13 protein-coding genes and 1 pseudogene are annotated in these 12,034 nt (G+C 49.1%); 6 read left to right on the top strand and 8 right to left on the bottom strand.

The features are described from left to right. The first annotated feature begins 130 nt into the window (after positions 1–130). Both SD53_RS17955 and SD53_RS05760 read left to right on the top strand, forming a co-directional pair. On the top strand, positions 131–2,038 hold the full coding sequence (locus tag SD53_RS17955; protein ID WP_052749271.1) for a hypothetical protein: 1,908 nt from the start codon (positions 131–133) through the stop codon (positions 2,036–2,038). A 5-nt stretch (positions 2,039–2,043) separates the two neighbouring features. Beyond that, on the top strand, positions 2,044–2,373 hold the full coding sequence (locus tag SD53_RS05760; protein ID WP_046519283.1) for an EscU/YscU/HrcU family type III secretion system export apparatus switch protein: 330 nt from the start codon (positions 2,044–2,046) through the stop codon (positions 2,371–2,373). Here the strand turns inward: SD53_RS05760 and SD53_RS05755 are convergent. From SD53_RS05755 to SD53_RS05720, 8 genes are all read right to left on the bottom strand, one after another. After that, positions 2,370–2,660, bottom strand: a complete 291-nt coding sequence (locus tag SD53_RS05755) for a hypothetical protein (RefSeq protein WP_046519282.1) — start codon at positions 2,658–2,660, stop codon at positions 2,370–2,372. The genes SD53_RS05760 and SD53_RS05755 overlap by 4 nt on opposite strands. Positions 2,661–2,668: 8 nt before the next feature. Then, positions 2,669–3,361 carry an aspartate/glutamate racemase family protein gene (locus tag SD53_RS05750; protein WP_046519281.1) on the bottom strand — a complete coding sequence of 231 codons (693 nt, stop codon included), beginning with the start codon at positions 3,359–3,361 and terminating at the stop codon, positions 2,669–2,671. A gap of 112 nt (positions 3,362–3,473) precedes the next feature. After that, entirely contained in the window at positions 3,474–3,668 is a 195-nt protein-coding gene (locus SD53_RS05745) for a hypothetical protein (protein ID WP_046519280.1), read from the bottom strand. 159 nt (positions 3,669–3,827) lie between these two features. Beyond that, a complete protein-coding gene (rluB, locus tag SD53_RS05740) occupies positions 3,828–4,769 on the bottom strand; it encodes a 23S rRNA pseudouridine(2605) synthase RluB (RefSeq protein WP_046519279.1) in 942 nt (313 codons plus the stop codon). Positions 4,770–4,772: 3 nt separating this feature from the next. Next, positions 4,773–5,354, bottom strand: a complete 582-nt coding sequence (gene scpB, locus SD53_RS05735; protein WP_046519278.1) for an SMC-Scp complex subunit ScpB — start codon at positions 5,352–5,354, stop codon at positions 4,773–4,775. A gap of 38 nt (positions 5,355–5,392) precedes the next feature. After that, on the bottom strand, positions 5,393–6,214 hold the full coding sequence (locus SD53_RS05730; protein WP_046519277.1) for a segregation and condensation protein A: 822 nt from the start codon (positions 6,212–6,214) through the stop codon (positions 5,393–5,395). Positions 6,215–6,237: 23 nt separating this feature from the next. Then, a complete protein-coding gene (locus SD53_RS05725) occupies positions 6,238–6,858 on the bottom strand; it encodes an L-threonylcarbamoyladenylate synthase (protein WP_046519276.1) in 621 nt (206 codons plus the stop codon). 56 nt (positions 6,859–6,914) lie between these two features. Beyond that, entirely contained in the window at positions 6,915–7,778 is an 864-nt protein-coding gene (locus SD53_RS05720) for a PHP domain-containing protein (protein WP_046519275.1), read from the bottom strand. Positions 7,779–8,327: 549 nt separating this feature from the next. Here SD53_RS05720 and SD53_RS05715 point away from each other — a divergent pair. The 4 genes and pseudogenes from SD53_RS05715 to SD53_RS05700 all read left to right on the top strand — a co-directional run. After that, a complete protein-coding gene (locus tag SD53_RS05715) occupies positions 8,328–9,920 on the top strand; it encodes an anthranilate synthase component 1 (protein WP_046519274.1) in 1,593 nt (530 codons plus the stop codon). Further along, the gene (locus tag SD53_RS05710; protein WP_046519273.1) at positions 9,917–10,525 is read left to right on the top strand and encodes an aminodeoxychorismate/anthranilate synthase component II; all 609 of its coding nucleotides are present in this window, start codon (positions 9,917–9,919) and stop codon (positions 10,523–10,525) included. Before SD53_RS05715 ends, SD53_RS05710 begins: the two co-directional genes overlap by 4 nt. After that, on the top strand, positions 10,522–11,553 hold the full coding sequence (trpD, locus tag SD53_RS05705; RefSeq protein WP_046519272.1) for an anthranilate phosphoribosyltransferase: 1,032 nt from the start codon (positions 10,522–10,524) through the stop codon (positions 11,551–11,553). Before SD53_RS05710 ends, trpD begins: the two co-directional genes overlap by 4 nt. Then, positions 11,546–12,034, top strand: a pseudogene (locus SD53_RS05700) (bifunctional indole-3-glycerol-phosphate synthase TrpC/phosphoribosylanthranilate isomerase TrpF); the annotation flags it as partial. The gene trpD and the pseudogene SD53_RS05700, both read left to right, overlap by 8 nt.

The following is a 12,034-nucleotide window of genomic DNA, read 5'->3' as shown; positions in this document are numbered from 1 at the left end:
GGTAATAGAATACGAATGCGCTATAACCTTGAAACAGTGGGCTTTATAGAAATTAATGTTTTAGATCAAAGCGACCAGCGCCGATATAATAAAACGGAGCCCTGATGCCAACCAATGGATGTAAACTCACGTGAACCAGATCACTCTCGATAGCGCGTTAAGTGCCCAAACCAAGGGGGCTGTACCTGCTGCTGTGCTGGTGGAGGAACATAACTATCAGGCGCTGCTAAATATTGGCAAAGATGGCATGGGTCAGTTAAAGCTGCAAAGCCCATCGGGTATGGTACTGATCCAGGATGCAAAACTGAATTTACCTGCGCTGCAGGGCCAGTTAATGGTGCAATTGACCCAGGCGTTATCAGGCCAGTTGCAAGTCAAGCTAAGCCAAAACGGCCCTCCGCCTATGCCTGTGCAACTGACTCAGCCACAGTTGCAACAAGTGCTCACCCAACTCAGTGCGCACATTGCAACACCATCCCACTCCCAACTTAGTACTCAGCTTGCGACACAACTGCAAACACAATCCAGTACTCATCTGGCGAAAGTTGTGCAGGTGCAGGTACAAATTCAGCGCCAGGACCAGCAACTGCTGTTGCAAGTGGGACAAACGAAAGTGCAGTTGCCGTTACCAGCCGCCTTGCAAAGCTTAGCGGCCAGCCAGTGGCTGGATGCCACACTGCAATTCAAAGCCGGACAGCTCAGTCTCATGCTGCCCAAAGCGGCCTTATTGCCAACCACTGTGGATCCGAAAGCTGCATCGGAGCTGCTGACGGTGCCGCTTAAAATGCAGCCCAGCTCCCCATCGCCAAAAAATCAGCCGGTGGCAGCGGGACACACTGCAACACAGATAAAAATGCCAGCCCCCACTTCAACACCACAAAGTATCATTTCGCTATCAGCACCAGTGCAGCAACGTATTTTGCCTCTGGTATTGCCGCAGTTGACCACGACATTCTCAGGCACAGTGCTGAGTATCAATGAGTTAAAGCAGTTGCCTTTACCTGCAGCCACCAAACAACAACTGGCCGATCCACAGTATCAGCTCCAGCTCACACCTCAGGGGCAATTACAGCTAAAAGCTATACCGGAACAAAAAACCGTACTGATAGACGCCCAACCTAAAGTGTTTCAGCTACAAAGCTCTAAAACCGAATCCCATCAGGGGACTGCAGCCCAACTGGACCCGGCAAGGTTGATTAAACCTCAGCTAGAACCAGCCGCTTTGAATCAGGCCTGGCGGCAGTTATTACCTATGCTGGACCCTGAGTGGGATAATCTGGCGGAGACTCCGGAGCTACCGCCGGCAGTCAAAGCTATTTTGCAACTGGTCCGTCAAAGCCAGCCGGATGCCAGCAAGCTGACTAATCTGGCGCAACTGCCTGCTCAGTTGCAGGCTCTGTTGCAGTTCAACCCGCTGCAAAACGTCACTATGCCACAAACGGCAGCCGGTACTTTGGCGGTGGCTATTCAGCTATTATTAGGCCGTTTAGGACAGACCTTGCCGCAAAATGACAAGGGACCGAATAAAGATCATAAGCTCAAAGACTTTGTGGCACAGCTCGATCAGACTCAAAGTAGCCAACTACTGAAACAGCTCTCCAGCCATAGCTCGTCCTTGCAACACGCTCAGCTTGCGACTTTGGAGCAACAAAGTAAAGATCCGTTGCAGCAGATTTTCTTGACCTTACCGATCCAAAACCAGCAAGTCTCAGACTTTTGTCAGATCGCCATCAGCCAGCAGGAAGAAGAGCAGGAAAATGGCAAAGGTAAGTCTGCGGCCTGGCAGTTGTCGATGAAATTTGATTTAAAACAGTTGGGACAATTGTTGGCGATCAGTAAGTTATCCGGCTCGTCCTTGTCGTTGCAGTTGTATACCGACACCAGCATGCTAAAACTGCTGGCAGAAAAATACCTGCCACTATTAAAAGACAGATGCAAAGCTCAGGGCATTGATGTGAAAGAAGCCCATTGTCAGCTCGGCAAAATTCCGGAGAGCTTAATGCCAAAAACCACCAGCTTGCTGGCCATTCGGGTGTAGAACCAATGAAAGACGTGACGAAAAATTCCGATGCGATAGACCTAGACGCCAGTGCTGTCGCTTTGGCCTACGATGGCAAAAATGCCCCCCAAATAGTGGCCAAAGGCCATGGCGAACTGGCACAGGACATTATTGCCACCGCCAAAGAGCATGGGGTCTTGGTGCATGAAGATGAAGAGCTGGTCAAAGTACTGCAACGCATTGAGCTGGGTACGGATATCCCAAAAGAGCTCTATATTATTATCGCCGAGCTTATCGCCTTCTCTTATGTGCTACAGGGTAAATTCCCGGAGCAGTGGCACAATATTCACCAGCGTATTGATTTAAAAAGCTAACTTTCTCTCGTATCACTGACCAGCATAGTGCGGCTGGAGGATACTGCCGGATGCGAAATTTGCACCTGAATGTCGCTGATCAACTGATGCAGATCTGACTCTGCAACAGTTGCTTTCATCTGCAGTTGAAACTCCAGGCAAGCATGACCATGCCAGTTGGTTACACCTAATAAATCCCAATCCAAAAGCTGCGGATGACTCAAGGTATGACCACAGTCCCGCGCTACGTCTTCTAAGTCGGCATCGTCATCCGATAAATCCACCTCGAGGTATAAATACACTATCATTGGTTTTCCTATTCCAAGGCAAAGTCTGCAGCCTTTTGTGCATGCAGAAAAGTCGTATCAAATAACGGCACAGCGCAGTCCTCAGCACTGACCAACAAAGTTATTTCAGTGCAACCCAGGATAACAGCTTCAGCACCTTGCGCCACCAAATCTGCCATGATCTGCTGATACTGCAGCCGTGAGCTGTCCTTCACCACGCCCAGACACAATTCCTGATAAATCACCTGATGCACTAAGGCTCTGCTGTCTTCGTCCGGCACCAGCACGGTTAAACCATAGCCATCTGTCAGGCGCTTTTTATAAAAATCCTGCTCCATGGTAAAGCGCGTACCTAATAAAGAGACTTTGTGAAGACCAGCAGCCTGGATAGCTTCGGCTGTTGCATCCGCAATATGCAACAGTGGAATAGTCACAGCAGCTTCAATAGCTGCAGCCACCTTATGCATGGTATTAGTGCAAAGCACTATACACTCAGCACCGGCGGCTTGCAGTTTCACCGCCGCTTCTGCCAATAATTCACCTGCTTTGTCCCAATCGCCACTGCGTTGTAAGGCTTCAATCTCGGCAAAATCGACACTGTATACAATGAGTTTGGCGCTGTGCAGACCACCCAGTTGCTGTTTAATGCGCTGATTGATCTGACGGTAATAAGGAATAGTTGACTCCCAACTCATCCCGCCCAGTAAACCTATGGTTTTCATTGAAAGTTCTCGAGGCTAATGACGGGGTTACAGTAACAAGGCCGGCTACTATAAACAACAAACCCGTTGACGACTGCAACGGGTTTTGCTCAGGGAGAGAAGGAGATAAAGCTCAGTAATAAATATCCGCTTTTTGATGCAACTGAGGCTCGTCCTGCAGATCATCAAAGGAGACGGCTATATGCTGATCTTTATTATCCAGATCAGACAAATACACAGCCCTGTCCTGTGCATCAATCCAGCTCACCACACCCACACCTTTTTTGGTTTGGCACACCATGCCTAATTTCAGCTCAAGTACATTCATCTTACTTCTCCTCAGGCTTCGCTACTTAACATGTCTGCTAAGTTAGACGATCAAAGATGTCATTTTGATGTCCGACCAGAAAAATTAATGCTAACTGAATGAAATAAGGTGAAATTTAGTTCGGGTCAGAGTGTTTCCCTGACCCGAAACAGCACAAAATCAGATACGGGTGCGTTTTTTCTGGGTTTGTTTTGGCTTCTTCGCTTTGGCTTTGTCAACTGCCGCTGCTTTTTCGGCCTTGACTACCTCAGGCTTCACACCTGACTGCACCATAATTTGATGCTTACGCACTGCGCGTTTAATGCCCGCCATACGACGGCGACGTTCATCGCGGTCTTCCGGTTTCATTAAACTGGTTGTCTCTGGCGCCATCTGCACCAATTTACGTAAATAGTTTACTTCTTCCAGTGGGTATTCAGCATAACCACCTGCTGGTAAATGTTTAGGCAGTAACAAATCACCGTAACGGATACGAATTAACCGGCTCACCACAGCGCCCTGCGATTCCCACATCCGGCGCACTTCGCGGTTACGGCCTTCCGTCAGCACCACATGGAACCAGCGGTTGATGCCCTCGCCGCCCATCGACTTCACTTTTTTGAAGTTGGCTTTACCGTCTTCAAGCTCAACTCCGGTGCGCAGTTTCTGGATCATCGCATCATTGACATCACCAAACACCCGTACTGCGTATTCACGTTCCACTTCAAACTTTGGATGCATTAAACGATTCGCCAGTTCACCGTCTGTGGTAAACAGCAATAAACCGCTGGTATTGATATCCAAACGGCCTATGGCTATCCAGCGGGAGTCTTTAATTTTGGGCAAGCGGTCAAATACAGTAGGACGACCTTCAGGGTCGGTGCGGGAACAAATTTCACCTTCAGGTTTATGATAGGCAATCACCCTGCACACCTGCTCAGCTTCAGCGGCAATTTTCACCGGATGACCATCGACCCGCACTTGTTGGTTGGCATGAATGCGGTCGCCTAAATGCGCCACTTTGCCATCCACAGTCACACGTCCAGCACTGATGTATTCTTCCATCTCGCGGCGGGATCCAACACCGGATCGCGCCAGCACTTTCTGTAGTTTTTCACTCATGATTTAATGTATCTCTTCAGTCATCACGACTGGGTTAAAAAAATCCGGCGTTGTCTGAAACTCGGCCAGAGCAGGTAAATCGCTTAAATCCTTTAAGCCAAAATAATCTAAAAATGCGGCTGTGGTGGCGTACAAACCAGGACGACCCGGTACTTCTTTATGCCCGACCACTTTGACCCAACCGCGGTCGAGCAAAGTACGCATAATCTGACTGCTGACCGTTACCCCCCGTACTTCTTCAATTTCGCCACGGGTAATAGGCTGACGATAGGCAATCAGCGCCAACGTTTCCAGTACAGCGCGGGAATAGCGCGGTGAACGTTCCGGCCACAACAGCGCCAGATATTCACTTAAATCAGCACGGGTTTGAAAGCGAAAACCAGAGGCCGTTTCAATCAACTGAATGCCGCGGCCTAAATAATCCTGCTGCAATTGCGCTAAGGCCTGTTGCACCCGCTTTCGGCTTAACTCAAAACTTTCCAGCACAGTGCTTTGTAAATCACTGACAGACAAAGGTTTATCAGAGGCAAAAATAGCGGCTTCGACTAACTGCAGCAGTTGTTGCTCGTTAATTTTTTTCGCCATGCCCTCTCCTTTGCCTGTCGCTTCAAATAAGGTCGCTATTATGAAGATCTGATATGGATTTGACCATAAGCTTCTACCTGAATGACTTGTATCAGCTTTTCTTTCACCAGCTCCAGTATCGCTAAAAAGCTGACCACTACTCCTTGCCTGCCTTCAGCTAAGTCAAAACATTCGGCAAACTCAAGGTACTCAGAGCGGCCCTGAAGCAGCTCCAGAATTTTACTCATGCGCTCACGGGTGGATAAGTGCTCTTTTTTAATCTGGTGATGCTGAAACTCTTTGGCACGTTTGGCGATGTCTTTGAGTGCCAGCAGAATTTCCTGCAAAGACACGTCAGGCAAAATTACATAAGGTTCGAAGTTATCGTCCAATCCCGCTTTGGCCGGAAAATAATCCCGCTCCTGACGTGGCAATAAATCTATGTCTGTCGCTGCTTTGCGGATAATTTCGTATTCCTGCAAACGCCGGACTAAATCGGCACGGGGGTCCAGTTCTTCATCGGATTTATGGTCGTGCTGTGGCAACAATAAACGCGATTTAATTTCCGCCAACATAGCGGCCATTAACAAATACTCGGCGGCCAGTTCAAAGTTCATCTCCTGCATTAAATCAATATATTCCATATACTGCAGGGTGATTTCGTTGATCGGCAAATCAACAATATCAAAACGGTGACGACGAATTAAATACAAAAGAAAATCCAGCGGGCCTTCAAAACTTTCCAGCAACACCGACAGGGCTTCAGGCGGAATATACAAATCTTCCGGCTTATCCAGCACAGCCTCGCCACGGACAAATGCCAACGGTAAAGGCTGCTGTATGGTCAGGCTGGCATAGCTGTCGGCTAAAGGCTCAGACATTGGCTAAACACCCAACCCCAAAGTTAGATGAAAGCACGGCTATCGCCCGCACCCTGGCGGATCAGCACGGGGCTATCCTCAGATAAATCAATCACTGTGGTGTGGTTTTCCGCAATCACGCCACCGTGGATAATTAAATCGACCTGACGCTCTAGTTGATCGCGCATTTCTTCCGGGTCGGATTCGGCAAAATCATTGCCTGGCAACACCAAAGAGCTCGACATCAAAGGCTCACCCAGCTCTTCAAGTAGCGCCAGCGCAATTTTGTTTTGCGGAATACGTAAACCTACAGTCTTTTTCTTTTCATTGAGCAAACGCTTAGGCACTTCTTTAGTGCCTTTCAAAATAAAAGTGTAAGCGCCAGGCGTATGGTTTTTGATTAAACGAAAAGCGCTGTTCTCGACTTTGGCATAGACAGACAATTCAGAAAAATCGCGACACATCAGGGTAAAGTGATGCTCTGTACTCATCTGACGGATTTGTAAAATACGCTCCAGCGCGGCTTTATCGCCGATATGACAACCCAGCGCATACCCTGAGTCGGTTGGGTAGATCACCACCCCACCTTGTTTGATAATATGCACAGCCTGTTTAATTAAACGTTGCTGTGGATTTTCAGGATGAATATAAAAAAATTGGCTCATAAGTGATTCTTTTTATTCTGACTTTGTATTAGAGATAGCAATAATCAGGCTGAAATTCAAGCGCTTACCCCCGCACTCTCTTTGGCTGGTAAATTCCAGTCAAACCAGACAGGGATCACGTCGTCGGTAAAATACAACTGACGGCCGAGCTCATTCCAGGGCGTCTCCTGATGAAAATCCGAACCAGCAGAGGCGGTTAAACCAAACTTCTGGCACAGCATCCAGACCTGGCGTTTTTGCACTGGCGTCATCTGCGCGGATGCCACCTCAATGGCTTTGCCACCTGCTGCGGCAAACTCGTCAGCTAAACGGGTTAACCAGCGGCCATTGAGCTTGTACTTCAAAGGATGCGCCAGCACAGGAATACCGCCTGCGGCTAAAATCCACTGCACCGCCTCCTGCATAGGCACCCAGTTATTTGGCACATAACCTGTATTGCCACGGCTTAAGTACTTTTTAAATACAGTATTCATCGAACTGGCTTTGCCAATTTGCACCAGATAACGGGCAAAATGAGTGCGGGTTAAGGCTGCGCCATTGGCAATTTTTAATACGTTTTCCAGTACATCCGGAATTTTGTTTTTCTCTAAACGCCGGGCCATCTCTTCGGCCCGCTCAACCCGACGTTGCTGCTGCGAAGCTAAATGCTGTAAAAACACCGGACAGTCCGTATTGATATGCAAACCGACAATATGAATTTCAAACTCATACCAGCGGGTAGAAATTTCCACACCGGGGATCAGGGTTAAAGGCAGCTGTTTTTCAGCAATAGCAGCACGGGCTTCAGCCAGACCAGCAATAGTGTCATGGTCGGTAATGGCAAGCACATCAACGCCTTTGCTAACGGCGCGTTCCACCAGTTCGGTTGGGCTTAAAACGCCATCGGAGCAATAAGTGTGGCTGTGTAAATCAATCTTCATCGGAGCTGGCTACCTGAATAAACGATGCGTATTGTGCCATAAAAGAGCACACTGAGCTTGGTTTTCTCAGCCTAGAAAACAGTAGATCACTCCAGCCTTCCATCCGCTTATACGTTTTTATTTGCAGTTATAACCAAAACAGGGCTTGACGAGAGGTTGATTTCGGGTTTTTATAGCGATGGTTTCAAAGCAACATGAACTATGGGTTTATAGCCAATGCAATTTCAAACAACATCTCAAACTCACATCTGGTGGTGGCATACTCCTTAACGGGCGTGTGGAGGCGTTGTATTCGCTATAAAACCAGGCCCGTTTCGAAAGATGCGGGCCTTTTGTATTTTATGTGCATGAATGGACGGTACACCGAAAATGCAGAAGCAATTTTCGGTGGAGCTAATAAAAATTTAACAGCAGGAAAATCATGATGAATTCTCAAATAGTACGTTGGCACTGGTGGCGACTTCCTGTTTAGCGGGCCGGACTACTATTGTCCGAATTCAGCCAAAAAGCCCGCTTGTTGCGGGCTTTTTTTTGCATTAAGGAAACACCATGAATTTACAACAGATCACCACCACCACAGGACAAGTGGCCAGTTTCAGTCAGCCCCTGACTATGCAGCCTGATCCGCTGCAAAGTTTCAGAGCCTTAACCAATCAAGGGCAGATGGCGTTGTTATTGGAGTCGGCAGAAATTGACAGTAAAAACAGCTTAAAAAGCCTGATGCTGATAGACGCCGCGCTACGTATTGAATGCAACGCCTTAAGCGTCAGCGTCGAGGCCTTAACAGAAAACGGAAGAACCCTGCTGCCTTATCTGGCGTCTTTACTGCAAGGCAAAGCAGAGCTTGAACTCTCCGACAGCGAGCTGCAGGTGCAGTTTGCCAAAGCCGACCCCTTGTTGGATGAAGAAAGCCGTTTGTTGTTGCCAAACTCATTGACTGTATTACGTTTGCTGCAACAGCAGTTGCACAACAACAGCGACGAGCCATTAGCCATCTTTTTAGGGGGTGTGATTGGTTATGATTTAGTGGCTATGGTGGAAGACTTGTCAGAAGTGCCAACGGCTGAAAACCAGTGCCCGGATTATTTGTTTTATCTGGCCGAAACGCTGTTAGTGGTCGATCATCAGACGGGTACCAGTCGGCTGATTGGCAACGTGTTTTGTGGCAACAATGCCCAGCAGCAGTATTTTGTTATAGGCCAGCGTTTGTCTGAACTACAGCAGTTATTGCAGCAAGGCGCTCAACCCACAGCACCACAAGCCGTCGAAAAGGCTGAAGTGAAGGTGGATATCAGCGATGCCGACTTTGTGGCTCAGGTCGAAAGCCTGAAACAAAACATAGTGGCTGGCGATGTATTTCAGGTGGTGCCATCACGCTGTTTTAGTTTGCCCTGCCCTGATCCACAAGCGGCTTATGCCAAACTCAAGCAGCAAAATCCAAGCCCTTACATGTTTTACCTGCAGGACAGAAATTTCAGCTTATTTGGTGCTTCGCCCGAATCTGCCCTGAAATATGAAGCCAAAACAGCTCAGGTCGAAATTTACCCCATAGCCGGCACACGTCGTCGCGGTTTTGCTGCCAATGGCAGTATTGACCCTGATTTAGACAGCCGGATTGAACTGGAACTGCGTCAGGACGAAAAAGAGAAAGCCGAACATTTAATGCTGGTCGATTTAGCCCGTAACGATGTGGCCCGTATCAGCATACCAGGCAGCCGTTATGTCAAAGAACTATTAAAAGTTGACCGTTACTCCTACGTGATGCATTTGGTCTCGCGCGTGGTCGGCACCTTAAAACCTGAGCTGGACGCTTTGCACGCCTATCAGGCCTGCATGAATATGGGCACCTTAGTTGGCGCTCCTAAAGTGCGGGCGGCGGAGCTTATTCGTGGTGTCGAGCAAAAACGCCGTGGTAGTTATGGTGGCGCCGTCGGTTATTTGGCTGGCAATGGTGATTTTGACAGTTGCATCGTGATTCGCTCGGCTTATGTCCAAAACGGTATGGCCTACATTCAGGCTGGGGCTGGTGTGGTGTACGACAGTGTGGCCCAAGCCGAAGCCGATGAAACCCGCAGCAAAGCGCAGGCGGTGATTAATGCCATTCAATCTGCAGGAGTTGCTGCACAAGGGGTATCAGCATGAGTGTTGTGTATCTGTTAGATAATTTAGATTCGTTCAGCTACAACCTGGTGGACGAAGTGGCTCAGCTAGGTTTTAGCCTGAAGCTGTATCGCAATACGGTGCCTGCCTCGTTTATTTTCGAGAAAATGCGACAGGAACAACAACCTGTGGTGCTGTTGTTATCGCCAGGCCCGGGAGCGCCGTCACAGGCTGGCTCGATGCCGGAGCTGATTAGCCTGTGTGCAGGCAAATTTCCGATGCTGGGCATCTGTTTAGGCCATCAGGCATTGGTCGAGCATTATGGCGGTGTGGTCGGTCGCGCCGGTGAAACGGTGCATGGCAAAACCTCCATTATCAGCCTGAACGACCATCCGGTGTTTGGCGCTTTACCCAAACAATTCCCGGTGGCGCGTTATCACTCGTTAATGGCCACCGAAGTACCAGATTGCCTGCAGATTATCGCTGCTTATCAGCATATTCCTATGGCGATAGTGCACGAAGCGCACAAGGCGCTGGGCTATCAGTTCCACCCGGAATCTATTCTGACCACCTTAGGTAAACCACTTTTAAAACAAAGTCTGGATTACTTAATGCAAAACCCACTGCAAGCAGGAGCCACCGCATGAGCCCATCCATCTTAAGTCTGGTGCAACACAGCTTGAAAGGTGAAGCTTTGTCGTTTGAGCAAAGCCATGCGTTTTTCAGTGCCGTGGTACGCGGTGAAGTAGAGCCTGTGCTACTGACGGCGCTTTTGGTGGCGCTGAAAATGCGTGGCGAAACCGCGGATGAAATCGCAGGTGCAGCCCAAGCCATGCGTGAAGCAGCCACTGCCTTTCCGGCCACTGTCGCGGGTGCGATAGATTGCTGCGGCACGGGTGGCGATGGCGCTAATACCATCAACATTTCCAGCACTGCCGCCTTAGTCGCGGCCAGCATGGGGTTGCCTGTAGCCAAACATGGCAACAGAAGCGTATCGTCTCAGTCTGGCTCTGCCGACTTACTGGAGCAGTTGGGCATTAATATTCAAATGAGCCCAACCACAGCAGCCAAGGCGTTATGCCAAAGCAATGGCAGCTTTTTATTCGCGCCTTTGTATCATGCCGGTATCAAGCATGCGATGGGCGTGCGCACAGCGCTGAAAAGTCGTACCATCTTTAACTTGCTTGGGCCGCTGATCAATCCGGCAAAACCCGATTATCAATTGCTTGGTGTGTACGATGCGGCGTTAACTCCCGTGATGGCGAACGCGCTACAGCAACTTGGAGCAAAAGCAGCCTGGGTGGTGCACGGCAGTGGTTGTGATGAAATCGCCCTGCACGGCGTGACTCAGGTCAGCGCCTTTTCTGGCGACGGTGCTATTGAATACTTTGAGCTGACACCAGCCGATTTTGGCTTACCCACACTGAGTCTGGAGCAATTAAGAGGGGGCACAGCAGCCGATAACGCTGCCGCCACACTGGCTATTTTGCAAGGCAAAGGCAAGCCGGCGCACAATCAGGCAGTCGCCGCCAACGTAGCCGCTATGCTGGCGATAAGCCAGGGCCTGCCAAAACAGCAGGATTTAAAACAACTTACCCAGTCGGTGCTAGAGCATTTAGCGTCCGGACAGGCTTTTTCGACATTGACGCAGTTAAGGGAACTTAGTCATGGCTAATGTGTTATCCACTATTATCGACCACAAAAAGCTGGAAGTGGCTGAGCGTAAAAAGCAGCTACCGCTTGAACAGTTTCTGCCACTGGTGCAACCCAGCCAGCGTAACTTTTTAACAGCACTGCAGCAAAAAGGTCCACGTTTTATTTTGGAATGTAAAAAAGCCTCGCCATCCAAAGGCTTAATCCGCAGCCCTTTTGATCTGGACGAAATTTGCGCCGCTTATGGCCGCTACGCCGACTGTATTTCGGTGCTGACCGACGAAAAGTTTTTTCAGGGCAACTACGACTACCTGGCCAAAGTGCGGGCTAAAGTCAATCAGCCTCTGCTGCATAAAGATTTTATTATCGACCCCTACCAGATTTACCTTGGCCGTTTACAAGGTTCAGATGCAGTGCTTTTGATGCTCTCTGTGCTGAACGACCTGGAATATCTGGAACTAGCGCAGGTGGCAAAAAGCTTAAACCTGACGGTTTTGACCGAA

The organism is Rheinheimera mesophila (genome assembly GCF_000986865.1).
GTDB lineage: Bacteria > Pseudomonadota > Gammaproteobacteria > Enterobacterales > Alteromonadaceae > Pararheinheimera > Pararheinheimera mesophila.
This window is presented reverse-complemented; position numbering and strand designations above follow the sequence as displayed.

What these genes read in the sequence shown, in the direction of transcription:
- SD53_RS05710 (WP_046519273.1), top strand. Translation starts at nt 9,917, where the DNA reads ATGAGTGTTGTGTATCTGTTAGATAATTTAGATTCGTTCAGCTACAAC.
- SD53_RS05715 (WP_046519274.1), top strand. Translation starts at nt 8,328, where the DNA reads ATGAATTTACAACAGATCACCACCACCACAGGACAAGTGGCCAGTTTC.
- rluB (WP_046519279.1), bottom strand. Translation starts at nt 4,769, where the DNA reads ATGAGTGAAAAACTACAGAAAGTGCTGGCGCGATCCGGTGTTGGATCC.
- trpD (WP_046519272.1), top strand. Translation starts at nt 10,522, where the DNA reads ATGAGCCCATCCATCTTAAGTCTGGTGCAACACAGCTTGAAAGGTGAA.
- SD53_RS05755 (WP_046519282.1), bottom strand. Translation starts at nt 2,660, where the DNA reads ATGATAGTGTATTTATACCTCGAGGTGGATTTATCGGATGACGATGCC.
- scpB (WP_046519278.1), bottom strand. Translation starts at nt 5,354, where the DNA reads ATGGCGAAAAAAATTAACGAGCAACAACTGCTGCAGTTAGTCGAAGCC.
- SD53_RS05745 (WP_046519280.1), bottom strand. Translation starts at nt 3,668, where the DNA reads ATGAATGTACTTGAGCTGAAATTAGGCATGGTGTGCCAAACCAAAAAA.
- SD53_RS05730 (WP_046519277.1), bottom strand. Translation starts at nt 6,214, where the DNA reads ATGTCTGAGCCTTTAGCCGACAGCTATGCCAGCCTGACCATACAGCAG.
- SD53_RS05720 (WP_046519275.1), bottom strand. Translation starts at nt 7,778, where the DNA reads ATGAAGATTGATTTACACAGCCACACTTATTGCTCCGATGGCGTTTTA.
- SD53_RS05760 (WP_046519283.1), top strand. Translation starts at nt 2,044, where the DNA reads ATGAAAGACGTGACGAAAAATTCCGATGCGATAGACCTAGACGCCAGT.
- SD53_RS05725 (WP_046519276.1), bottom strand. Translation starts at nt 6,858, where the DNA reads ATGAGCCAATTTTTTTATATTCATCCTGAAAATCCACAGCAACGTTTA.
- SD53_RS05750 (WP_046519281.1), bottom strand. Translation starts at nt 3,361, where the DNA reads ATGAAAACCATAGGTTTACTGGGCGGGATGAGTTGGGAGTCAACTATT.